The organism is Rummeliibacillus pycnus (assembly GCF_002884495.1).
GTDB classification, from domain to species: Bacteria; Bacillota; Bacilli; order Bacillales_A; family Planococcaceae; genus Rummeliibacillus; species Rummeliibacillus pycnus.
Genome location: NZ_KZ614145.1, coordinates 1,763,785 through 1,789,133, shown reverse-complemented (window position 1 = coordinate 1,789,133; position 25,349 = coordinate 1,763,785). Strand labels below are relative to the sequence as shown.

24 protein-coding genes are annotated in these 25,349 nt (G+C 35.8%); all 24 read left to right on the top strand.

What is annotated here, in order from left to right; genetic code table 11:
- The first annotated feature begins 33 nt into the window (after positions 1 to 33).
- The 24 genes from CEF14_RS08905 (at position 34) to CEF14_RS08790 (ending at position 25,263) form a co-directional block, all read left to right on the top strand.
- A complete protein-coding gene (locus tag CEF14_RS08905; RefSeq protein ID WP_102692519.1) occupies positions 34 to 816 on the top strand; it encodes a heptaprenyl diphosphate synthase component 1 in 783 nt (260 codons plus the stop codon).
- 5 nt (positions 817 to 821) lie between these two features.
- Positions 822 to 1,529 (top strand): demethylmenaquinone methyltransferase, encoded by a 708-nt coding sequence (locus tag CEF14_RS08900; protein ID WP_102692518.1) that lies wholly within the window; start codon positions 822 to 824, stop codon positions 1,527 to 1,529.
- A 21-nt stretch (positions 1,530 to 1,550) separates the two neighbouring features.
- Positions 1,551 to 2,525, top strand: coding sequence for a heptaprenyl diphosphate synthase component II (gene hepT / locus CEF14_RS08895; RefSeq protein ID WP_211284590.1), 975 nt, complete (start codon positions 1,551 to 1,553; stop codon positions 2,523 to 2,525).
- An 89-nt stretch (positions 2,526 to 2,614) separates the two neighbouring features.
- Positions 2,615 to 3,034, top strand: a complete 420-nt coding sequence (ndk, locus tag CEF14_RS08890) for a nucleoside-diphosphate kinase (RefSeq protein ID WP_102692517.1) — start codon at positions 2,615 to 2,617, stop codon at positions 3,032 to 3,034.
- Between the two features lie 135 nt (positions 3,035 to 3,169).
- Complete coding sequence (locus CEF14_RS08885; RefSeq protein ID WP_102692516.1) at positions 3,170 to 3,940, top strand: CheR family methyltransferase; 771 nt, start codon at positions 3,170 to 3,172, stop codon at positions 3,938 to 3,940.
- Positions 3,941 to 4,167: 227 nt separating this feature from the next.
- On the top strand, positions 4,168 to 5,349 hold the full coding sequence (aroC, locus tag CEF14_RS08880; RefSeq protein WP_102692515.1) for a chorismate synthase: 1,182 nt from the start codon (positions 4,168 to 4,170) through the stop codon (positions 5,347 to 5,349).
- A 2-nt stretch (positions 5,350 to 5,351) separates the two neighbouring features.
- A complete protein-coding gene (aroB, locus tag CEF14_RS08875) occupies positions 5,352 to 6,446 on the top strand; it encodes a 3-dehydroquinate synthase (RefSeq protein WP_102692514.1) in 1,095 nt (364 codons plus the stop codon).
- Positions 6,439 to 6,801: a chorismate mutase gene (aroH, locus tag CEF14_RS08870; RefSeq protein ID WP_102692513.1), complete on the top strand. Its 363-nt coding sequence runs from the start codon at positions 6,439 to 6,441 to the stop codon at positions 6,799 to 6,801. The genes aroB and aroH overlap by 8 nt, the downstream gene beginning before the upstream one ends.
- 27 nt (positions 6,802 to 6,828) lie before the next feature.
- Complete coding sequence (gene hisC, locus CEF14_RS08865; protein ID WP_102692512.1) at positions 6,829 to 7,929, top strand: histidinol-phosphate transaminase; 1,101 nt, start codon at positions 6,829 to 6,831, stop codon at positions 7,927 to 7,929.
- Positions 7,926 to 9,026 carry a prephenate dehydrogenase gene (locus CEF14_RS08860; protein ID WP_102692511.1) on the top strand — a complete coding sequence of 367 codons (1,101 nt, stop codon included), beginning with the start codon at positions 7,926 to 7,928 and terminating at the stop codon, positions 9,024 to 9,026. Before hisC ends, CEF14_RS08860 begins: the two co-directional genes overlap by 4 nt.
- A gap of 17 nt (positions 9,027 to 9,043) precedes the next feature.
- Positions 9,044 to 10,330 carry a 3-phosphoshikimate 1-carboxyvinyltransferase gene (gene aroA, locus CEF14_RS08855; RefSeq protein ID WP_102692510.1) on the top strand — a complete coding sequence of 429 codons (1,287 nt, stop codon included), beginning with the start codon at positions 9,044 to 9,046 and terminating at the stop codon, positions 10,328 to 10,330.
- A 253-nt stretch (positions 10,331 to 10,583) separates the two neighbouring features.
- Positions 10,584 to 11,837, top strand: coding sequence for a tetratricopeptide repeat protein (locus CEF14_RS08850; protein ID WP_102692509.1), 1,254 nt, complete (start codon positions 10,584 to 10,586; stop codon positions 11,835 to 11,837).
- A gap of 17 nt (positions 11,838 to 11,854) precedes the next feature.
- A complete protein-coding gene (locus CEF14_RS08845; protein ID WP_102692508.1) occupies positions 11,855 to 12,406 on the top strand; it encodes a ReoY family proteolytic degradation factor in 552 nt (183 codons plus the stop codon).
- A gap of 49 nt (positions 12,407 to 12,455) precedes the next feature.
- Positions 12,456 to 12,905, top strand: a complete 450-nt coding sequence (locus CEF14_RS08840) for a DUF2487 family protein (RefSeq protein WP_102692507.1) — start codon at positions 12,456 to 12,458, stop codon at positions 12,903 to 12,905.
- 155 nt (positions 12,906 to 13,060) lie between these two features.
- On the top strand, positions 13,061 to 13,564 hold the full coding sequence (locus CEF14_RS08835) for a QcrA and Rieske domain-containing protein (protein ID WP_102692506.1): 504 nt from the start codon (positions 13,061 to 13,063) through the stop codon (positions 13,562 to 13,564).
- A gap of 21 nt (positions 13,565 to 13,585) precedes the next feature.
- Entirely contained in the window at positions 13,586 to 14,260 is a 675-nt protein-coding gene (gene qcrB / locus CEF14_RS08830) for a menaquinol-cytochrome c reductase cytochrome b subunit (protein WP_102692505.1), read from the top strand.
- 44 nt (positions 14,261 to 14,304) lie between these two features.
- A complete protein-coding gene (locus tag CEF14_RS08825) occupies positions 14,305 to 15,072 on the top strand; it encodes a menaquinol-cytochrome c reductase cytochrome b/c subunit (RefSeq protein WP_102692504.1) in 768 nt (255 codons plus the stop codon).
- Between the two features lie 111 nt (positions 15,073 to 15,183).
- Positions 15,184 to 15,795, top strand: coding sequence for a lipoprotein heptaprenylglyceryl N-acetyltransferase LhaT (gene lhaT, locus CEF14_RS08820; RefSeq protein ID WP_102692503.1), 612 nt, complete (start codon positions 15,184 to 15,186; stop codon positions 15,793 to 15,795).
- Positions 15,796 to 15,842: 47 nt separating this feature from the next.
- Complete coding sequence (locus tag CEF14_RS08815; RefSeq protein WP_102694347.1) at positions 15,843 to 16,523, top strand: zinc metallopeptidase; 681 nt, start codon at positions 15,843 to 15,845, stop codon at positions 16,521 to 16,523.
- Between the two features lie 291 nt (positions 16,524 to 16,814).
- Complete coding sequence (locus tag CEF14_RS08810) at positions 16,815 to 18,227, top strand: aminotransferase family protein (protein WP_102692502.1); 1,413 nt, start codon at positions 16,815 to 16,817, stop codon at positions 18,225 to 18,227.
- Between the two features lie 32 nt (positions 18,228 to 18,259).
- The gene (locus CEF14_RS08805; protein ID WP_102692501.1) at positions 18,260 to 19,735 is read left to right on the top strand and encodes an APC family permease; all 1,476 of its coding nucleotides are present in this window, start codon (positions 18,260 to 18,262) and stop codon (positions 19,733 to 19,735) included.
- A 43-nt stretch (positions 19,736 to 19,778) separates the two neighbouring features.
- Positions 19,779 to 21,809 (top strand): hydantoinase/oxoprolinase family protein, encoded by a 2,031-nt coding sequence (locus CEF14_RS08800; protein ID WP_102692500.1) that lies wholly within the window; start codon positions 19,779 to 19,781, stop codon positions 21,807 to 21,809.
- Positions 21,810 to 21,828: 19 nt separating this feature from the next.
- Entirely contained in the window at positions 21,829 to 23,796 is a 1,968-nt protein-coding gene (locus tag CEF14_RS08795; RefSeq protein ID WP_102692499.1) for a hydantoinase B/oxoprolinase family protein, read from the top strand.
- 18 nt (positions 23,797 to 23,814) lie between these two features.
- The gene (locus CEF14_RS08790; RefSeq protein WP_102692498.1) at positions 23,815 to 25,263 is read left to right on the top strand and encodes an NAD-dependent succinate-semialdehyde dehydrogenase; all 1,449 of its coding nucleotides are present in this window, start codon (positions 23,815 to 23,817) and stop codon (positions 25,261 to 25,263) included.
- Positions 25,264 to 25,349: the final 86 nt, after the last annotated feature.

The window sequence follows — 25,349 nt, the reverse complement described above, 5'->3', positions numbered from 1 at the left end:
ACAACAGGAAACAAACTGAATGGAGAAAAGTTTATGAATGCAACTATTATTGAAGAACAAGTATCGCAACTAAAAAATAATATTTTACAGCAATTGCATCATAGAACGCTCCTTCAATTTACAGGGCAGCCAGTTATTGAAGATGATCAACTGTTATATTTATTGTTACCAAAGTTAAATGGTGAACAATGGTCAAAATCTCTAGAATTAGCAGCTAGTGCAGTAGCCATGATTTATGCAGCGTTAAGTGGGCATGACCTTATAGATGAACAAGATGCCACATCTAAAAGTCAACAGCTTACTGTACTTGCTGGAGATTATTATAGCGGAATGTATTACTCAACACTTGCTACAATCCCAGATATTCAGCTGATTCGTTCGTTATCGAAAACGGTAGGAAAAGTTAGTGAATGTAAAACCACTTTTTATGAACCGGAAAAACGTAACCTAGCAGAATGGTTTGAATCTCTACGGGTGATTGAAGCTATGGCTATCCGACAATTTATGAAACGCTATAACTTTGACAGCTATATTGAAATTGCAGAACTTGGTTTGGTCTTAGCAAGATTTAAACGCGAAATGAAGCAATGGCAAGAAACGCATCAAAAGACACGTTTTATGAAAATTTTGGAGCAACAAGAAGAGTATGCTAATTTGCCTTATGAGCAAATTCTTCAACATCAAATTTCTGAACTTTCATCTAAATTAATTCGAAGTGTTAAATCTTCTCCGATTCTACTAGATGAAGTGAAAATCAGTTTGTTACTGCATATTGAAAGTGATGTGCGAGAACATCAAACGATGAGAGAAGGTTAGTATTAATGACACCACAATCGAAAGAAAAACGTGTACATGAAGTTTTTGAAAATATTTCCGATAGTTATGACAAGATGAATTCTGTAATCAGTTTCCAAATGCATAAAAACTGGCGCAAAGATACGATGAATCGAATGGCAGTTAAACCAGGTTCAAAAGCGCTTGATGTTTGCTGTGGAACCGCAGATTGGACGATTGCATTGGCGGAAGCAGTAGGAGAAAATGGACAAGTAATAGGGCTTGATTTCAGTCAAAATATGTTGAAAGTCGGAATAGAAAAAACAAAATCAATAAAACAAATTGAATTAGTACATGGTAATGCAATGGAATTACCATTCCCAGATAATACTTTTGACTATGTAACAATTGGATTTGGATTACGAAATGTTCCTGATTATATGCAAGTACTTAGAGAAATGCATCGTGTTGTAAAACCAGGTGGTAAAGTGGTATGCCTTGAAACTTCACAATCAGAAATTCCAGGTTACCGCCAATTATTCCGTTTCTATTTTCACTTTATTATGCCGTTATTCGGTAAAATTTTTGCAAAAAGCTATAAAGAATACTCTTGGTTACAAGAATCAGCAAATGAATTTCCAGGTATGAAAAAATTAAAGAAAATGTTTGAAGAAGCCGGTTTACAAAAGGTAACATATAAATCATATAGTGGTGGTGCGGCTGCTATGCATATGGGCTTTAAAAAAGAAATCTAGTGTGGGAGAAGGTTTATACGCGTGGAAAAGATGAGGTTAAAACTTCTTTATGCTGATTTACAATCAGACATAAGAATCATCGAAAAAGAATTAGAAACAGCGTTGGATTCATCTTCACACTATTTGAAAGATGCTTCTCTCCATTTGCTGAAAGCTGGCGGAAAACGTATTCGCCCAGTTTTTGTTTTGCTTGGTGCAAAATTTGGTCGTTACGATATTCAACAAATAAAGCATGTAGCGGTGCCATTAGAGTTAATCCATATGGCTTCTCTTGTACATGATGATGTAATTGATGATTCAGAACTTAGAAGAGGACGCCCTACAGTCAAATCACAATGGAATAATCGTGTAGCTATGTATGCTGGAGACTTTATTTTTTCAAAAGCACTAGAATATATGACCAAAATAGAAAATCAAAAAGCACATGAAATTCTATCAAAAACGATGGTTGAAATTTGTCTTGGTGAGATTATTCAAATTGAAGATAAAATGTATGTGGATCAAAATATCAGAGATTATTTCCGACGTATAAAACGCAAAACGGCTTTATTAATTTCGTCTAGCTGTCATTTAGGTGCAGTTGCTGCTGGAGCAGAAGAGCAAGTTGCAAATCATTTAAAACGCTTTGGATATTATGTTGGAATGTCATTTCAGATTATTGATGATATTCTGGATTTAACGGCGACAGATAAACAACTTGGAAAACCAGCAGGTAGTGATCTTATGCAAGGTAATATTACTTTACCGGTTCTCCTAGTAAAAGAAGATTCAGAAATTCGCACATACATTGATAAAGCATTAGATGGTACGATGAAAGAGGACGAAAGACAAGTCTTTTTGAAAAAAATACGAAAATCAAGTGCAATTGAAGAATCATATCGTATTAGTAATTTATATTTACAAAAAGCACTACAAGAAATAGATGCATTACCAAGTAACTCTGTAAAAAAATCATTAAGAGATATTGCATTATATATGGGAAAACGTAAATTTTAATAGTAAATATTGAACATTGCTTCGTTCAATGATAATATTTTCAAGTAGGGTTTAAACCCTAGATAATCTTAAGGAGTTGTAATATTACAATGGCTATCCAAAAAACTTTTTTAATGGTAAAACCAGACGGTGTTAAACGTCAATTAGTAGGAGACATCGTTGATCGTTTCGAACGCAAAGGCTTTGTTCTTAAAGGTGCAAAACTTATGCAAATTTCTCAAGAACTTGCTGAAAAACACTATGCAGAACATGCTGATAAACCATTCTTTGGCGAATTAGTTGAATTCATCACTTCTGGCCCAGTATTTGCTATGGTTTGGGAAGGTGAAAACGTAATTTCTGTTGCTCGTCTAATGATGGGTGCTACAAACCCTGCTGAATCTCAACCAGGAACAATTCGTGGTGACTACTCAACTACTGTATCTCACAACGTAATTCACGGTTCTGATTCATTAGCTTCAGCAGAACGCGAAATCGGTTTATTCTTCAAAGCAGAAGAAATTCACTAATCTTAAAAAAACTATCCATCATTTTGATGGATAGTTTTTTTTTACAATTTTTTCAGCATTCTCTCAATTTCTCTTATTTATGAAAGATCATTTATTCGGTATAATAGTAATAGGACTAAAGAGAGGGAAGAGACTATGACTGATTACCAAGAATTTATTGTGAATATTAAACGTAAAACAGGTATTGATTTAGCCTTATATAAAGAAGCACAAATGAAAAGGCGATTGACTTCTCTTTATGAAAAAAGAGGATTCAAAAGTTTCAGCGAATTTTTTAAAGAGATTGAAAAAAATCGTGAACTTCTTAATGAATTTTTAGATCGTATGACCATTAATGTATCGGAATTTTATCGAAATGGGAAACGGTGGGAAGTCCTACAAAATAAAATATTCCCTAGACTTTTACAGAATAATAAAAAGACTAAAATTTGGAGTGCAGCATGTTCTACGGGAGAAGAGCCCTATTCTTTAGCGATGGTATTATCAAATTATTTGCCTTTGTCTCAGATTTCGATATTGGCAACAGATTTAGATGAAAATGCTATTGCAAAAGCCAAAGCGGGTATCTATCCGGAACGTTCTGTAGTAGAAGTTCCACCAAATATAAAATCAAAATATTTTGATAAAGAAGGCTCTTTTTATAAAGTAAAAGATGAAGTTAAAAGAACCGTAACATTTAAAAAACACAATTTGCTAAATGATTCCTACGATAATAATTTGGATTTAATTGTGTGTAGAAATGTAATGATCTATTTTACAGAAGAAGCAAAAGATCAAATCTACCAAAATTTTAGTAATTCTCTTCGAACAGGTGGAGTGCTTTTTGTAGGAAGTACAGAGCAAATTTTTAATCCATCACGATATTCCTTTGATATAGAAGATACATTTTTTTATAAGAAAATTTAAAAATTACATAATAAAATACAAAACTCGCTTTTCGGAAAAGAAGAAAAGCGGTTTTTTATTACAGAAACGCCTCAAATAAGAAGATACAGTTTAAGAAGCAAGAACATAGAAGTAAAATATCAATTGAATGATTATTATAAAAATTTCAGCCAACATACTGCTTTTTTACGGTAAAATATGTTATAGTGAAAAACATATACTTTAACGAGTTGAAGGGAGAAAGTGTTATGCGATATTTAACAGCAGGAGAATCACATGGACCACAACTAACAACCATTATAGAAGGTTTACCAGCTCAGTTACCATTAACTGCTGAGGATATTAATAAAGAACTAAAACGACGTCAAGGAGGCCATGGTAGAGGACGACGTATGCAAATTGAAACGGATACTGTAGAAATTACATCTGGTGTTCGTCATGGCAAAACTTTAGGTTCTCCAGTTGCTTTAATAGTAAAAAACGATGATTGGACACACTGGACGAAAATTATGGGAGCAGAGCCACTACCAGAGGATGTTAATCCAGATGATATAAAAAGAAAAATAACAAGACCGCGCCCTGGACATGCTGATTTAGTAGGTGGGATGAAATATGGTCATCGTGACTTACGAAATGTACTTGAACGTTCTTCTGCTAGAGAAACTACTGTGCGCGTAGCAGTTGGTGCTGTTGCAAAAGCTTTATTAAGCGAACTTGGAATTAGCATTGTATCTCATGTAACAGAAATTGGTGGGGTTATTGTAGATCGTCAAATAACTGAAGGTAAAACAGCAAATGAAATCCGTGAGATTATTGAAAATGATCCATGTTATTGCGCAGACCCAGAAGCATCTGTCAAAATGGTTGAAGCTATTGATACAGCGAAAAAAGCAGGCGATTCAATCGGTGGGGTTGTAGAAGTAATTGTGGAAGGATTACCTGCAGGGATCGGTTCGTATGTACAATATGATCGAAAACTAGATGCTAAATTGGCGGCAGCGATGTTAAGTATAAATGCTTTTAAAGGTGTTGAATTTGGTTTAGGCTTTGAAATGGCACATTTAAAAGGTAGTGAAGTACATGATGAAATACTTTGGTCAGAAGAAAATGGTTATACTCGTAAAACGAACCGTCTTGGAGGACTTGAAGGTGGGATGTCTACGGGCATGCCAATTGTTGTACGAGGGGTGATGAAACCAATCCCAACATTATATAAACCACTTCAAAGTGTAGATATTGATACGAAAGAACCTTTCAAAGCAAGTGTAGAACGATCTGATAGCTGTGCTGTACCTGCAGCTTCTGTTGTTGCCGAACATGTCATTGCATTTGAAATAGCTAAAGCAATTGTAGAACAATTCCACAGTGATCAAGTTTCACAACTGAAAGAACAAATTGAAGCTATGAAGCAATATACAAAGGAGTTTTAAGAATGAATATTCCTGTTAATGCACACTCACATTCTTATGAAGTAAAAATTGGCAGTGGTAATTTACCGAAAGCTGTTCAATCATTGGAAGAGACCATAGCAAAAGCAGATCGTCTAATTGTTTTTACAGATGAGCATATTTGGAAAATCCATAAAGAAAAATTCACAAATGATTTCCCATACCCATTTGATGTTTTTGTTTTACCAGGGGGAGAGGCATGTAAAACATTTGACAATTATTTTGCTGCTCAATCTTATCTACTTCAACAAAAATGTACACGAAAATCTTTACTATTTGCTTTTGGTGGTGGTGCTGTAGGTGATTTAACAGGATTTGTGGCAGCGACTTTTATGAGAGGCGTACCGTTCATACAAATTCCAACAACCATACTTGCCCATGATAGTGCGGTAGGGGGAAAAACAGCTATAAATCATCCATTAGGAAAAAATATGATTGGTGCTTTTTATCAGCCAGAGTGCGTCATCTTTGATATTGATTATTTGGAAAGTTTACCAAATCGTGAAGTTCGATCTGGCATGTCAGAAGTGATAAAACACGCTTTAATCTCAGATGAAAAATGGTTGCAACAGTTAATGAGTTTACCTTCCATTCTCGATTTATCGAAAGAACAGTTAGAAAAAAATCTAGAACAAGGCATTCGTGTAAAGGCTAATATTGTGGAACAAGATGAGGAAGAACATTCTGTTCGAAAATATTTGAATTTTGGTCATACATATGGTCATGCGATAGAGGCTGCATCCGGTTTTGGAAAGTTAGCTCATGGTGAAGCTGTAATGATTGGTATGATTTATGCATTATTGCTTAGTGAACGTTATGGTGAAATTACTCATAAGTTTACAAAGGACTTTTTACAATTTGCACTAAGAAATGACTATCCGTTTGAAGCAGTAGCAAAATTCACCTTCGATGAACTATTAGATTATTTGATGAAAGATAAAAAGGCTGAATATGGTGAATTACAATTTGTTCTATTACAAAAAATTGGTCGACCATTTGTGCAAAAGGTTTCTCAAGATGAGTGTCGTGAAATAGATTTTCTTTTTAGAGAGTTGTTGAAGGAGGTAGCTTATGATTAGAGGAGTGAGAGGTGCTATTACAATTGAATATGATGACGCAGAGCTAGTATTACAAGAAACGACTAAATTGATGAAGAAAATAATTGCTGCTAATCATATTAATCCAGAGGATGTTGCTTCAGTTGTTATTTCTACCACACCAGATATAGTCTCTGCATTCCCTGCAAGGGCAGTTCGTACATTACCGGATTGGAATTATGTGCCGGTTATGTGTATGCATGAAATGAATGTACCAGGTGCATTGCCATTATGTATACGTGCCTTAATACATGTAAATACAGAAGTTACCCAAAAGGAGATTCAACATATTTATTTAAATGATGCTGTAAAATTACGACCAGATTTAGCGAAATAACTGAGTTGAGAAAGAGGAGAATGAATGATGAAATGGAAAGAACAAATTAAAGGGATGCAAGCCTACCAACCAGGTAAATCAATTGATGCTGTAAAAAGAGAGTTTGGTTTAGCTGAAATTGTAAAATTAGCTTCAAATGAAAATCCATTTGGCTGTTCACCAAAAGTACATGAATTTATCGCAAAAGAATCCATTAACTTTGCTTTATATCCAGATGGATATGCTACTGATATGCGAGCTGCAGTTGCAGAACATCTAGGCGTTTCTGGAGAGGAACTTATTTTCGGTAATGGGTCTGATGAATTAATTAGTATTATCTCACGCGCTTTATTACATCCAGGTGTAAATACAATTATGGGGAACCCTACATTCTCTCAGTATGCATTAAATGCAAGAATTGAAGGAGCAAAAATTATAGAAGTACCATTAAAAGATGGTAATCATGATTTAGATACAATGCTTAAAAAAATTGATGATAATACTGCAGTTGTATGGGTATGTAGTCCAAATAATCCAACAGGCGTTGTCATTGAGGATACGACTTTAAAAGCATTTTTGGATCAAGTTCCTAAAGATGTATTAGTTGTGTTGGATGAAGCGTATTTTGAATATGTTACAAATCCAAATCACAAAAACACGATTTCATATATTCATGATTATTCAAACCTTATTATCTTACGTACATTTTCTAAAGCATACGGCTTAGCTGCATTTCGTGTTGGTTATGGAATTGCAAATAAAGAATTAATCGCAAAATTGGATCCTGTACGTGGACCATTCAATAATACAGTATTAAGTCAAGCTGTAATTGAAGTTGCTATACAGGATCAAGAATACATTGAAAAATGTCGTGAAGAAAATACAAAAGGTAAAAAACAAATTGAAGCTTATTGTGATGAACATGGTTTACACTACTTCCCAACAGATACTAATTTTATCTTAATGGAAGTAAAGACCGACAGTGATGTTGTATTCCAAAAATTAATGCAACGCGGTTTTATTATTAGAAGTGGTAATGCACTTGGAGCACCTGGTTATATTCGAGTCACAATTGGTACACAAGCACAAAATGAAGGTTTATTAGCACAATTGACAGCAATCTTAGAAGAAGAAGGGGTCTTCGCTTGAAGCAAACAGTCCTTGTCGTAGGACTTGGCCTAATAGGTGGTTCTATTGCGCTAGCTCTACAAAAATCACCCGATATCCGTGTGATTGGTTTTGATATAAATGAAGATACGCTTCAAAGTGCTAAAGTGTTAGGTGTTGTGCAAGATGTGACGAAACAACCAGAGGTTGCAGTTAAAAATGTTGATATTCTACTTTTTGCTACACCTGTTAATGCTACAATTAAATGGATGGAGAAATTAAAAACTTGGGATGTGCCTAAGGATTTAATCGTTACAGATACAGGTAGTACAAAATCATTAATAATGCAAAAAGCATTAGAGTTAAAAAAATTAGGTATTACCTTTATTGGTGGTCATCCAATGGCAGGTTCTCATAAAAGTGGGGTACTTGCTGCCAAACCATACCTATTTGAAAATGCCTATTATATGTTAACGCCACACGAAGATGAGGATGACAGTAAAATTCAACAACTTCAAGATGTATTACAGTATACTCGAGCAAAACTAACGACTGTTGCAGCAGTTACACATGATCAAATGACATCAGTAGTAAGCCATTTTCCGCATATTGTTGCAGCTTCTTTAGTTCATCAATTGGCTCAAGAAAGTAAGGACAATACATTAACGAAATTGTTAGCTGCAGGTGGTTTTAGAGATATAACAAGAGTAGCATCATCAAATCCAATATTATGGCGAGATATTACAATTCAGAATCGTAAGCAAATTACAAATCAACTTGCAAATTGGCAGCAGGAAATGTCAAGAGTTCAAACGCTCCTAGAAAATGGTAACGACGAACAAATCGAAAATTTTTTTGCGGAAGCTAAGAGCTTTAGAGATGACCTTCCGAGTACGACGCAAGGTGCACTTTATTCGACATATGATTTGTACATTGATGTACCTGACTATCCAGGTAGTATAGCTGAGATTACTGCATATTTGGCAGATGAACGAATAAGTATCACGAATATCCGAATTGTAGAAACTCGTGAGGATATATTTGGTATATTAGTTGTTAGTTTTCAAAATGCAGAAGACAGGGATCAAGCGGCTAAATGTATAGAAAGACGCAGTCCATATGAAGTATATATATCATAAAGGAAGGTGTACTGAACTTGGCAGAAGTTAAATTGAATTTTCACAAGCCTTCATTAAGGGGTGAGATTACAGTACCAGGAGATAAATCCATCTCTCACCGTTCCATAATGTTCGGTAGTATAGCAGAAGGTTGTACTACAGTCAGTGGTTTTTTACTAGGTGATGATTGTTTAAGTACAATTGATTGTTTTAGAAAACTTGGTGTTAAGATCGAGTTGAATGGAACAGATGTTGTCATTAACAGTAAGGGTATGAATAATTGGCAAGAGCCATTAGATATCTTATATACAGGTAACTCAGGTACTACAACTCGTTTAATGCTAGGTTTACTGGCTGGATCCAATATCCATGCTATTTTGAATGGTGATGCTTCTATTGGGAAACGACCTATGAAGCGTGTAATTACACCTCTTCGAGAAATGGGAGCTCATATAACTGGAAGAATGGATGGACAATATACTCCTTTAGCGATCAAAGGTAGTCAATTAAAAGCAATTGAATATGAGATGCCTGTTGCAAGCGCACAAGTAAAATCTGCTATACTTCTAGCTAGTTTACAAGCTGAAGGAACAACAATCATTCACGAAAAAGATATTTCACGTGATCATACGGAAAGAATGCTTCGCCAATTTGGAGCTGATATAAATGTAGAAAATGGTACAATCTCCTATAAAGGTGGCCAAAAAATACATGCTACACATGTAAATGTACCAGGTGATATTTCTTCTGCGGCATTCTTTTTAGTGGCTGGAGCAATGGCAGAAGATAGTGAAATCATACTTCGTAATGTTGGGCTCAATCATACACGTACTGGAATCATTGATGTACTACAAGAGATGGGAGCCAATATGGACATAATTGTGGACAATGAAGATGCCGCTGAACCAACTGGAACAATAATTATTCGAACATCTGAATTAGTAGGAATAACAATTGATGGAGATTTAATTCCTCGATTAATTGATGAAATACCTATTATTGCATTACTTGCCACAAAAGCAAAAGGAAAGACTGTTATCCGTGATGCTGCCGAATTAAAAGTAAAAGAAACGGATCGAATAACAGCAGTTGTAGAAGAATTGAAGAAATTAGGGGCTACTATTGAAGCAACAGATGACGGTATGATTATCCATGGAGAAAATCAACTTCGAGGTGCTTCACTTAAAACATATGGAGATCACCGTATTGGTATGATGGGTGCAATAGCTTCACTATTAACAGATGGATCTGTAAAATTAGATGATGCAGATTGCATAGCGGTATCCTATCCAACATTTTTTGAAGATATAAAAAATATAATTTAATAGATTTATTCTCATAAAGCTCTCCTATTTTAGGAGAGTTTTTTCTTGTGTATAAAGCCTCAGTCATGTAGCATAATGTTAAAAGCAAAGGATACCAAGTATTATGGGAGGTAACCAAAGTTGGTTGTATCTTATAATGTAATGATGATCAAAGATTAACGTTGTTAATCCAAGGAAATTTGTGTTCATAGTGGAATTATAAAAAAAGCGGAACACCTCGTATCCAGTATAATTAGAAGAATCAGGTGACAAAATGGAAATACAAAAAAGAATGATTGAAGCAATTCAACAAGGTGATTTAGAAAGCGTTCAAAATCTCCTTGAGGATTTTAAAATACAGGCAGACCCGGATATGCAATATGAAGTGGTTGGTTTCTTTATGAACTTTGGTTTTTTAGATGAAGCTGATGAACTATTAGAGCATTTACAATATTTATTTCCTGATGAAGCACAGCTTAAAATTGACCGAGCAACACTTTTGATGGATCGTGAACAAGAAGATGAGGCATTAAATTTATTAATGTCTATTAGTCCAACTACACCAGAATATCCACAAGTTCTGTTAGCTTTAGCAGACTATTATCAAATGCAGGGGTTATATGAAGCTTCTGAACAACGTATTAATGAAGCATTAGAATTATTACCAGCTGAACCGTTATTACATTTTGCAAAAGCAGAATTATTAATGGAAATGGGGCGTTTTACAGAAGCTGCTCGTATCTATCATGAATTATACGAAGAACAAACAGAGATTGCAGGAGTGAGACTAGTTGAACGTTTAGCAGAAGTACATCGTGCTGGTGCAGCGTTTGAAGAAGCCCTAACATTTTATATGAAAGCTCTTGAAGACAATACCTCTCCAGATTTATTATTTGGTGCTGCATACTCAGCTTTTCAATCACAAATGTATGAAACTGCAATCCGCTATGCTGAAGATTTAAAAACCTTCGATCCAGATTATTTTTCTGCTTATTTATTATTAGCTCAAAGTTATGCCATGCTAGAGAATAATAAAAAAGCATATGAAATAATAAAAGAAGGATTAACTCGTGATGAATATGATAAAGAATTATACTTATTCGCAGGTAAAATGGCGCTAAAAAATAGTTTACCTGAAGAAGCCGAAAAATATTTGCGTCAGGCAATTGCATTAGATAGTGAATATATGGAGGCAATTATTACACTTGTATCAGTTTTATCGAAAGAAGAGAGAGACGAAGAAATTATTGAGTTGATTGAACAATTAGAACAAGAAAGTTTCGATTGGTCTACTCTTTCAGCATTTGCAGCTGTCTCATATGATCGATTAGAAAATTATGAACGTGCATACGATTTTTATCAATTAGCATATAATGACCATAAGGAAGATCCATTGTTCCTTGAAAAATATGCTTATTTCTTGATTGAAGATGGTAAACGTGAAGAAGCACATGCAGTAGTTAAGCAATTAGTGACTTTGCAACCAGATGAACCTACTTGGCAAGACCTTTTACAAACATTTGAATGAGAGGAGGCTCATACAAAATGACCGCATCCGTTTCTGTCTTGGATAAAAAAGAATTTGTCCGTTGGTTTTTAAAAAAGTACCAAATGAAACGTCGTGAGTGTGTATGGATTTTAAATTATCTGCTTGGTCATGATGAATTATTGGAACATATTCATTTTGTTGAAGAAGCACATTACTGCCCACGAGCTATGGTCATGTCAACAACAGATTCATCAGGCATACCATTTCGCTTCTATCGTGGTAATATCATGACAGCAGATGCGGAAAAATCCTTCCATGATTTAAGACTTCATCCAGACGAGGAAATGTTTATACAATTGAATTTCCCTAAAGTACCACCTAGTCGTGAATACTTAACGGTATTAGAGGAGAATCCTTATATGCCAAACTATTTACAAATTAGTGAATCAGATCGCCAACTGGCAGAGGAAATTTTACAAGATAGTATGAAGACATTCCAAGAAGAAGCAATATTAAAACAAATCGATGAAGCACTTGATCAAAATGACAAAGAGAAGTTTTACAAGTTGTCTGCATTATTAAATGTTATAAAAAATGTAGAAAAATAAAAACTTCATCCATCATTGGATGAAGTTTTACTTTTAGGAGGAATATTTTATGTTTTGGACAAGCAAAGATATTGAAGAATTTTTAAAACAAAAAGAATTTATTGATACAGCAATTGTTCCTTTAGTTATTTTAGAAGGTTCAGATTTAGGTATAAAACAAAGTGCTACTGGGGCAGAATTCTTAATGTCATTAACTAATTTCATTGAGCAACAATTTAAAGGGCGAATTGTTTTAACATCTCCGATTACATATACCAAGTCTATGCATAGAAAAGAAATGATCACCTCTATACATGATGAATTGCTAGCTGCTGGTTTTAAATATATTTTCTTTGTAACCTCAGATCATGAATGGAATCAAATTGTACCAAATTACGACGTAATATGGCTACCGTCTATTCCATTAGGTGATATGGATCAGAAGGTTAGACAATCGGTTCTAAGTGATCAGTTAAGACAAGTGATACCAATGCTATCTTCTAAGTGGTCAAACCAATGAATTTTCTTTCAATAAATGTTCACAAATGGAAACAAAACAATTAGTTGCAATATTGACCTAACATTTTACATGAGATATCATAGATATGTCCTAGTATTACTTTTTTGTATAAGTTTGGTCCATTGCACTTACCTGATGTTAGAGGGGGGAAAAGGATGAGTAACAATCGTGTCACAAGACGTCAATTTTTGAACTACACATTAACAGGTGTTGGTGGTTTCATGGCTGCAGGTATGTTAATGCCAATGGCTCGTTTTGCAGTCGACCCGATTCTACAAAAGAAAGCAGGAGGAGATTTTATATTAACAGATAAAAAAATTACAGAACTTTCTGAAACTCCTGTAAAAGTAGACTTTACATTTGAACAAGTTGACGCTTGGTACAAATCAGATGTTACAAACACAGCGTGGGTTTATAAAAATGGCAATGAAATTATTGCTCTATCACCTGTATGTAAACATTTAGGCTGTACTGTTAACTGGAATGGTAATGCAGAATTTAAAAATCAATTCTATTGCCCATGTCACGGTGGTCGATATGAAAAAAATGGTAAGAATATTCCAGGTACACCACCACTTGGTCCGTTAGATCAATTTGATGTAAAAGAAAAAGACGGTCTATTAATGATCGGAAAAGCAAGAGCAAACACTTTAGTATAATTGTAAGGGGGTACGACATCAGTGCTTAATAAAATTTATGATTGGGTCGATGAACGTCTTGATATTACACCAATTTGGCGTGATATTGCTGACCATGAAGTTCCAGAGCACGTAAACCCTGCGCATCATTTCTCTGCATTTGTATATTGTTTTGGGGGTTTAACGTTCTTCGTTACTGTTATTCAAATCTTATCCGGTATGTTCTTAACAATGTACTATGTACCCGATATTCAAAATGCATGGAAATCGGTTTACTACCTACAAAATGAGGTAGCATTCGGTGAAATAGTGCGTGGTATGCACCATTGGGGCGCTTCCCTCGTAATTGTCATGATGTTCCTTCATACATTACGTGTATTCTTTACAGGTTCTTACAAAAAACCTCGTGAATTAAACTGGATTGTAGGGGTTCTAATTTTCTGCGTAATGTTAGGCCTTGGTTTTACAGGTTACCTACTTCCTTGGGATATGAAAGCATTATTCGCTACAAAAGTAGGTATTCAAATTGCAGCATCCGTACCATTTATTGGTGAAGCAATTAAAATATTATTAGCGGGTGATTCTACAATCATTGGTGCAGAAACATTAACAAGATTCTTTGCAATTCATGTATTCTTCTTACCAGCTTGCCTATTAGCGTTGCTTGCTGCACACTTTGTTATGATTCGTAGACAAGGGATATCTGGCCCATTGTAGAACTTACAATTTAGCCACCAATATTTCCTTAAGGAGGGGACAAAATGCATAAAGGAAAAGGAATGAAATTCGTAGGAGATACGCGTGTGCCACAAAAAGACAATCGCAAAGTATATCCACCAGATTATTCCGAATATCCTGGCAAAACAGAACCATTCTGGCCAGACTTCTTATTAAAAGAATGGATGGTTGGTGCGGTTTTCTTAGTTGGTTATTTAATTTTAACAGTTGCTCACCCATCTCCATTAGAGGGACAAGCAGATCCAACAAACACTGGTTATATTCCAATGCCGGACTGGTACTTCTTATTCTTATATCAATTACTTAAATATGAATATGCTTCAGGACCTTATAATACGATTGGTGCAATTGTTATTCCAGCTATCGCAATTGGTTCTTTAATGTTGGCACCTTTCTTAGATAAAGGTCCCGAACGCAGACCATTAAAACGCCCACTTCCAGTAGCATTTATGTTATTAGCACTTGCTGCTATGGTTTTCTTAACTTGGGAATCAGTGGTTAACCATGACTGGGCTGCTGCTAAGAAACAAGGTCAAATCGTTAAAGCTGTTGAAATAAACCAAGAAGATCCAGGTTACAAAGTATATGCTAAACAATCATGTATAAACTGCCATGGTGATAAACTTCAAGGTGGTGCTGGTCCTAATTTAACTAACACTGGCTTATCTCCTGAAGAAATTGCTAAAATTGCTCACGAAGGTAAAGGTGGAATGCCTGCTGGTCAATACAAAGGATCAGATGAAGATCTTCAAAAATTAGCTAAATTTATTTCAAGTTTAAAGGCTGAATAATAGTTAAAGAGAAGAGTCAGGATACTGACTCTTTTTTCTATACATATACATAGACGTATGGTACCAAAAAAGGTTATAACATATTTAGAATATTCTTTTAAGGGGTCAGCCATGAATAAATTATTTACGTTAGTTTGGAAGATATTATCTCACAAGGTTTTTCTATGGATACTGTTGATTGTTAACATTTTGGGTACAATTTATGGATATATTTGGTATGGAGGACAATTATCTATAACAGAGCCAATCTTTTATATTTTTGTTCCAGATAGCCCAACAGCCACATTATCCTTCTCCATCGCACTAGTAGGATGGATTTTCGGCAAACACTGGCGGTTAATAGAAGCGCTAGCATTGATTACATTAGTAAAATACGGTCTTTGGGCAGTAGTGATGAATTTATTAGCATTATTAGAAATGGGATCAATCGGATATCTTGGCTGGATGCTAGTTTTTTCACATTTCGCTATGGCTGTGCAAGCAATATTATATATTCCAATGTATGATTTTAAGATTACTCATGTAGGACTTGCAGCGATTTGGACATTGCATAATGATGTGATTGACTATGTATTTGGTCAAATGCCTATTTATAGTATGCTTGCACAGTATATGGCGGAAATTGGTTACTTTACATTTTGGCTATCTATTGGTTGTATCACATTAGCCTATTTTGTTTCTCAAAAAAGGTTTTCATTTGCGAGGTCAAATAATTACCTTTAAAATAAAATTAAGCTAGTAATAGGAGGATGGTATTTTTGTCAGTAGCGATGTATATCGTATATTTTCTTGTATTGATGTTGTTACCACTTTATGCTCAACGTAAAGTGATGAAAACGTATCAACGTTATGCGGAAGTTCGTTCCACATCTGGTATGACAGGTGCAGAAGTTGCAAGAACTATTTTAGACAATAATGGGTTAAGTAATGTTCGAGTGGTAGAAGTTTCAGGCGTTTTATCCGATCATTATGATCCAACTAGTAAAACTGTAGCGCTGTCTTCAGATAATTACCATAACGCTTCAGTAGCTGGAACAGCTGTTGCAGCACATGAATGTGGACACGCAATTCAACATAAAGAAGCTTATGCATTCTTGACATTTCGTTCGAAATTAGTACCAGCAGCGAACATTTCATCAAACCTATCTTGGATATTCATTATGATTGGTATGCTTAGTTCAACTATGCGTTCACTAATGCTTATTGGTATTATACTGTTAGCAATCGGTGTGCTTTTCCAAATTGTAACGTTACCAGTAGAATTTGATGCATCCAAACGAGCACTTAACCAAGTTGTTAGTTTAGGGATCATTCGAAATGAAGAAGAATCTCATGCTAGAAAAGTATTAAGTGCAGCAGCATTGACATATGTAGCAGCTGCAGCAACAGCTGTATTGGAATTACTACGATTAGTGTTAATGTATACAGGTTTGAATAACAATGATGATTAGAAATCATTAAACAAGTAAGCATTTATGAGCAGTAGATTCTGCTTATAAATGCTTTTTTATTTGAGAAATTCTAATGATTAGTACTATTTTGTAAAATGAAAATGCATACATAGCACAGAGAATAATTAAATATTTCAGAAAATTATTAACAATTCTATTAGAATATGATATGCTATAAAAAATGATATTACTGCCTAACCTGTTAAAAAGCGTTACAAGCTATTAAATTCGCAGGTATCAGCCAGTTTCAAAAGTGTAGCATTAGCTGCTTTTTTTGAGCTGGCTTTTATTATGCAGAAATCATTTGAGTATCCGATTATTACCAAATCAAAGGGGGAAATTATTTTGAATACAAAAGATTTAGTGAAATGGGATCAACAACATTTTATCCATCCAACAACATCGATCCAAGAACAGCAAACAAAAGGGGCAAAAGTAATTTTTGAAAAAGGTCAAGGTATCTATTTAACTTCTACTGAAGGTAAAGAATATATTGATGCTATGTCATCATTATGGAATGTCAATATTGGGCATGGACGTAAGGAACTAGGGGAAGCAGCTAAAGAGCAGATGGAACAATTGGCATACAGCTCATGTTTTTCTACATTTAGTAACGAACCAGCGATTTTATTAACAAAGAAAATAGCAGAGCTTGCACCACCTAGCCTAAATGCAGTTTTTTTGACCTCGGGTGGATCTGAATCCAATGATACGGCTATAAAACTAATTCGCCATTACTGGAGAATTCAAGGTAAACCAGAAAAAAATAAAATTGTTGCGATGAATCGTGGCTATCATGGCGTTTCTGCGGGAGCAACTAGTGCAACAGGTATTCCTGAATTTTGGGACATGGCGGGTGTCACTATGCAAGGTTTTGTACATGCCAAATCACCTTATGAAATTGGAACGGCTGCATCGATCCAGTCAATTCGTGAAACAATTGAAAAAGAAGGTCCTGAAACAATTGCAGCATTTATGACAGAACCAATTCAAGGGGCAGGTGGTGTTTTAATTCCACCAGATGATTTCTTGATAGAAGTACGAAAAATATGTGATGAATACGGCATTTTAATGCATGTGGATGAAGTAATAACAGGTTTTGGAAGAACAGGTAAAATGTTTGCGGTAGAACATTATGGAGTTGAACCTGATTTACTGGCATTTGCAAAAGGTGTAACAAGTGGCTATTTCCCATTAGGTGGCGTTCTTGTAAAAGATCAAGTACACGAAGTATTAAAAGAAAAATCTGTAGGGACATTATTCCATGGTTTTACTTATAGTGGTCATCCTACAGGTGCTGCAGTAGCACTTAAGAATCTTGAAATTATGGAGCAAGAAGGAATTGTTGAAAATTCAGCTTTAATGGGAACACGTTTACTAAATGGATTCCAAGAAATAAAAGCTGCATCTTCAATTGTTGGTGATGTGCGTGCTAAAGGCTTGTTAGGAGCAATTGAGTTTGTTAAAGATCCAGTAACAAATGAACGCTTTGAGAAGGAGTTAGGGGTAGCTCCGAGAATCGTTGCAGCATTACACGACAAAGGTGTAATTTGTCGTGCAGTAACTTATGAACAAACAGATATTTTATGCTTCTCTCCACCGTTGATTATTACAGCTGAAGAAGTAGATAAAATGATAGCTATTGTAAAGGATGTTGTACTAGAAATTCAGCAACAATTAACACAAGAAGTAGCTACAAAATAAGAATAGCTTTTTTCAACAAAGGGGGGATTAATGTGGAAGATCAAAAACTCTTGAAGATTCTTGGAAACCGCGATGTAATGGCTTTAGCTTTTGGTGCAATGATTGGTTGGGGATGGGTAGTTACTGCAGGATTGTGGATCACTGGAGCAGGGTCATTAGGAGCGATTATTTCTTTTTTAATCGGTGGGGTTTTAGTCATATTTATCGGTCTTGCATATGCCGAACTAGCTTCGGCAATGCCTCTCTCAGGCGGAGAACTATACTTTAGCTATAAAGCGCTTGGGAGGCAAATATCATTTATAGCGACTTGGGCAATGGTGCTAGGCTATGTATCGGTTGTAGCGTTCGAGGCGGTTGCATTACCAACAGTTTTTGAATATGTTGTACCTGGTTACAGCAAAGGCTATATGTATACGATTGCCGGATGGGATGTTAATTTTACTTGGGTAGCTGTGGGGGTAATTGGATCTGTAATTATGGCATTTATTAATTATCGCGGTATGAAAGTAACGAGTGTTGTTATGAGTATTTTAACACTTGTTATTTTAATTTCAGGAGTGCTTCTCATTACAGGGAGTTCAATAGCAGGAAATGTATCCAATATGAAGCCCTTATTTGTAGATAGCTGGGGCGGTATAATGGTTGTGCTCATTATGACGCCTTTTATGTTCGTTGGATTTGATGTAATTCCACAAACAGCTGAAGAGATCAATTTACCAAGGAAAAGAATAGGTCAATTATTAGTAATATCCGTATTACTAGCAATCATTTGGTATGTAGGCATTATTTTTGGCGTTTCTTATATGTTGACACCTGCAGAAATCGCTAAGTCAAATTTAGTAACAGCTGATGCGATGGCGAAAGCTTTTGGTGGTAGTAAAATGATGGGGAACGTCCTTGTACTTGGTGGGATTGGAGGCATATTGACGAGTTGGCTTGGATTTTATGTTGGTGGAAGTCGTGCAATTTTTGCTCTAGCAAAAGCGGGAATGTTGCCAAAATCATTAGGAGAACTTCATCCAAAATATAAAACTCCACATAAGGCAATCTTATTAATTGCTGTTTTAACAACTTTCGCACCATTATTTGGTAGACCAGCACTTGTTTGGCTAGTGGATGCTGGTGGAATGGCTTTAGTAGTAGCTTGGATACTTGTAGCATGCGCATTTATTGCTTTACGTAAAAAAGAACCAAATTTAAAACGTCCATTTAAAGTGCCAGGTGGTAATTTAGTTGGTTGGATTGCCGTTGTATTATCTGTTGGAGTGCTATCACTTTATATGCCAGGGATGCCATCAGCACTTGTTTGGCCGTATGAATGGGTCATAATTATAGCATGGGCAGCATTTGGAGGCATCTTATATAAATATTCTATGCATAAATATGGCGCAGAAAATGCAAATAACATAATGGATCAAGAAATCAATCGTATTTTATCAGAAGATGATATCGTTGATAATAGTCAGAATAATAAGAATACTATTGGTCTTTCTGAAGATGTAGTTTGATATTTTTGTAACATAAAATCATGTTGTCAAAGGGGATGGATGCATGTCAAATTATCGTTTTGCGGTTGATGTTGGAGGTACCTTCACTGATGTTTTTGTTTTTGATGAAACAGAAAAGAAAATTTCGATAACTAAAGTATCTTCTACTCCGAAAAGTCCAGAGATAGGAATTGTAGAAGGTGTGAAACAAACAGAGGTATCAGGAAACGATATCATACGATTTTCGCACGGCACAACAGTTGGGACAAATGCATTAATAGAACGAAAATTACCCAAAACAGCACTTGTTACATCTAAGGGGTTCAGAGATGTTATTGAGATTCGAGATGGTACAAGACTGGATTTATGGGATGCTTATAATGATGTGGCACCACCATACATCAAACGTCGAGATCGCTTTGAAGTACAGGAACGCACCGATTATGCTGGAAATATTTTAGAACATATTGACGAAGATGAGGTACGTCAACTTGGTAAAAAATTAAAAAAACGTGGTGTTGAATCAGTTGCTATTTGTTTCATTAATGCGTATGTCAACGGAGAAAATGAGATAAGAGTAAAAGAGATTTTGCGTGAAGAGTTAGGTGAAGATGTCTACATTTGTAATTCGAATGATGTATTACCTGAAATTTTTGAAACAGATCGAATGAGTACTACAATTATTAATGCTGTGCTTGGTCCAACAGTCAGTAACTATATTCATCGTTTAGAAGATGAGATGAAAAAGCTTGAATATGAAGGGGATATTCTAGTTTTGCATTCTGGTGGGGGAGTGATGACATCTGAAACAGTCCCACGTTATGCAGCGCGATTAGCTAGCTCTGGTATTGCAGCGGGAGCAATCGCGAGTAAATATATCGCTAGCCTATGCGGATATAAAAATGCAATAGGTTTTGATATGGGTGGAACAAGTACAGATATATCACTTATGTATGATGGTGAATTACGCATTACTAAGGATTGGTATATAGAATATGGTTATCCAATTGGCTTCCCTAGTATAGAAATTCTTACAATTGGGGCAGGTGGCGGAAGTATCTCATGGACAGATGAAGGTGGTTCACTTCGTAATGGTCCACAAAGTGCGGGGGCAGAACCGGGACCAGCTTGTTATGGCCGTGGTGGTACTGAACCGACAAATACAGATGCTAATGTAGTGTTAGGGCGTTTAGGGCTGAATCTATTAGATGGTCAAATGTCTTTAGATAAAAAGGCTTCTGAGCAGGTAATTCGTGATAGTATTGCAAAAAAATTTGATTTAAGTATTGCAGAAGCTGCAGATTCAATTCTAAAAGTGGCAAATGCAAATATGTGTGATGCATTACGATTAATATCTGTTCGCCGGGGATATGATCCGCGAGATTTTGCGTTAGTTGCTTTTGGTGGTGCTGGAGGTATGCATGGAGCATACTTGGCTAAGGAAATGGATATTCCGATGTTGATTATCCCTCCTTATTCGGGTGTTGCTGCTGCGATGGGATGCTTAATGGTAGATGTTCAGCACGATATAACAAAAACATTCATGGCAAATGCAAAGAAAATTACAGTTGATGAATTAGATCATGAATTTTCATCTATGGAAACAGATGCCTTTGCTTTATTAAAAGAAGAAGGTATTGCAGAGGAAGATATGAATTTTATCCGTTATGTTGATATGCGGTATGCAGGACAATGGCGCTCTTTAGCCATTACCGTCAGCAAACTTACTTCAATGGATGATATATTAGAACAATTCCATAGGGAACATGAACGAGAATTTGCCTTCTTTAATGCTACTCAAGAAGTTGAAATTTTTGGATTACGAGTGTCTGCAATTGGTATTGTAGAAAAACCAGAATTACCAAAAATGTTTGTTGAAGGTACATTAGAAGATGCTTTAGTTGAGGAAAGACCAGTATACTTTGAAGAATCTAATGGTTTCGTTAAAACACCAGTATATCATCGTGATCAATTGCCAACAGATATTCAAATTCAAGGTCCCGCTGTTATTAACCAACTAGATTCTACTATTTTAATTCCACCAACTTTTATTGCTAAAGTTGATGAATATCGCAATATACTGGTTCAATATTAAATAGCAAAGGAGACTGGCCATGACAACAAAACCTGAATTATTTCAAAGTAAATTAGATCCTGTCACATTCGAGGTCTTAAAAAATGCCTATGTCAATTTGGTAGACCAAATGTCAGAACAAATTTTGAGAACATGTTATTCATTTGTTATCTATAACAGAGATTTTAGTTCGGCTATATGTGATGCGGATGGGAACACAGTCATGCAAGGGACACAAGATATTTCAGTCCATGTTGGTACCTTACATTTAACAGCTAAAGCAGTATTAGAAGATTTTAAAAATGACATTCATCCTGGGGATGTATTTATTGTTAATGACCCATACCGTGGTGGTACCCATTTTAATGATACACGATTGATTCGTCCTGTATTTTATGAGAATCGTTTGATTTCCTTTATGCAGGTAAATGGCCACTGGGCAGATATGGGAGGTTCTGTGCCCGGATCATTCGATATAAAATCAAAAGATCACTATGGTGAAGGGATGCGTATTCCTCCAACTCGTATTATAAGTAAAGGGATATTTTTAAATGATGTTGCAAATTTAATTGTATCAAATATGCGAATCCCTGAAGAGAGATTAGGTGATTTACGGTCACAAATAGAAGCAACTAAAGTAGGAGAAACACAATTACACGCTCTTATAGATAAATATGGCATTGATACGATAGAGACAGCATTTGCAGAGGTTCAAGACTATGTAGAGAGACTTGCACGTTCACATATTCAAGCGTTACCGAATGGTACCTGGGAAACGGAAGATTTTCTAGATATGGATCCCCAAATTGGCGATGGCTTGATCCCTATTAAAATAAAAATGACGATTCAAGATGATGAAGTTTCATATGATTTGAGCGGTTCACATCGATATATAGGTTGCTTCTTAAATGCAGGGTTTGGTGCATCTATGTCAGCGGCCTATGCGGGAACGAAGACCTTTTTCCCTAATATACCATTAAACTCCGGCTTTTATAGAGCAATTCACATCGAATTACCAGAAAATTCAGTTGTTAATGCACCATATCCAATTGCGGTAACTGGATTTTGTTCGGGAGCATATGAAAAAATCTTGAATGCTTGTTTCGAATTATGGTCTCGAATTATGCCAGAACGCGCTCTAGCATGTTCATTTAACCTTGAATATTTGTTAATTGGTGGTTGGGATACCAGACAAGAACGAAATTACTTTATGTGGTATGACTGGATGGCTGGGGGTCATGGTGGTCGCCATAAACGAGATGGAGCAAATGCGATGTCTCCAGTATTTGGGGTAGGACTTAGTGTACAGCCATGCGAAGGCCAAGAACGATTATCTCCTGTTGTTACAACAAAACATGAGATTGTGATTGATTCGGGTGGACCAGGTCAATATCGAGGTGGATGTGGTGTAGAAAAAGGTGGTGTTCTAACTGAAATTGAGGATACTGTGATGTCTTATTGTTGTGATCGATCACGTGCTATTACGTGGGGGATTTCAGGAGGACTTCCATCATCTCCACATGGGGCATGGCTAAATCCTAATAAAGAACAAGAACAGTTTTTAGGAGCTATTTTTTCAAATGTTGCAGTAAAAAAAGGTGATTCATTTACACGGCCATCAGCAGGTGGTGGAGGTTTAGGCGATCCACTTTTACGTGATCCAAAAGCTGTATTAGAAGATGTTATCGATGAGTATGTATCAATTGAGCGTGCAAAAAAAGATTATGGGGTTATTATTCTAGAAATTGATCGGGATTTAGATTTATTTGAAATAAATGAAAATGCAACTGAAAAGGAACGTGCATATATTCGTGAAAATCGTAAAGCTTGGTTACAAGAGGATATTGTAAAAGTTGAGGAAAAGTATTTGAATGGTGAGATCGATGAATACGATTTAATTCGTAGACATGGTGTTATTTTTGATCATGCTGCCAAGCAAGCTTTACCTAATTCAACAAAGCAATATCGTGAAATGTTGCAACAAAGAATGGTGCCACATTGGAACTAGATCAATAGGAGGGATACTATGAGTCAACAAACAATCGTAAAATCATATGGAAATTATATTAATGGTGAATGGATAGGAAAAGCTTTACCTACACGAGAAGTAATTAATCCAGTAACAAACGAAGTCATTGGATATGTACCAAATGGCGGTACAAAGGAAACAAAAGAAGCGATTGAGGCAGCTCATTATGCATTCAGAGAATGGTCTCAAACAACAGCTTATGAAAGAGGAAAGTTATTACGTAAACTACATGAATTAGTACTGGAAAATAAAGAAGAGTTAGCTAAAACAATGACTTTAGAAATGGGTAAACCAATTCGTGAATCTCGCGGTGAAGTCGATTCTGTTGCTTCGTTTTTAGATTGGTATGCAGAAGAAGGAAAGAGAATTTATGGTGAAACAATTCCATCACATAATACAAATAAACGCTTACAGGTATGGAAGAAACCAGTAGGAGTTGTTGGTGCGATTACGCCTTGGAATTTTCCTGCTGGAATGTTAGCTCGGAAAATGGGACCAGCACTTGCAGCAGGTTGTACAATTGTTATTAAACCGTCAAGTGAAAGTCCATTAACTGCAATAAAAATTGTAGAGTTATGTGAACAAGCAGGATTTCCAAAAGGCGTTGTTAACTTGGTAACAGGTTCATCGCAAGAAATTGGCGATGAACTAATGGCAAATCCAAAAGTTCGGAAAATTACATTCACTGGTTCAACTGAGGTAGGTAAACAATTAATCGAACAAAGTGCAGCGCAAGTTAAACGGTTATCATTAGAGCTAGGTGGTCATGCACCAGTAATAGTTTTAGATGATGCTAATATTGATTTAGCAGTCAGAGAGGCAGTGGCTTCAGCGTTCCGTAATACTGGGCAAACTTGTGTATGTGCGAATCGTATTTATGTACAGGAAGGGATTCATGACCAATTTGTTGAAAAGTATGTTGAAGCTGTGAAAGCATTAAATGTTGCAAATAGTATTGAAGAATCAGCTGACATAGGACCTTTAATCAATAAATCAAGTTTAAATAAAGTGATTGAACATGTAGAGGATGCAGTGCAAAAAGGTGCCAAGGTAGCATATGGCGGTGAAAGATTACAAGAACTTGGAGAAAACTTCTATCAGCCAACTGTTCTTTGTAATGTTGATTCTTCAATGATTGTTATGCATGAGGAAACTTTTGGGCCAATAGCACCAATTCAAAAAATTTCTTCTATTGAGGAAGCTGCTACTTTAGCAAATGATACACCATATGGCTTAGCTGCATATGTTTTTACAAACAATGTTTCAAAAGGCATGAAACTAATTGAAAAATTAGAATATGGTATTATTGGATGGAATGATGGAGTACCTTCTACAACCCAAGCACCATTTGGTGGGATGAAGGAAAGTGGGGTAGGGCGTGAAGGAGGACATGAAGGAATAGAACCATATATAGAGTCACAGTTTGTATCTATTAATGTAGAATGATGATGGCAATTTATTGAAGTATTGTCTATTTCCATCTTGGTATAGTATGATATCTAAGTAGGGGGATGTCATAAATTTGCCGAGGG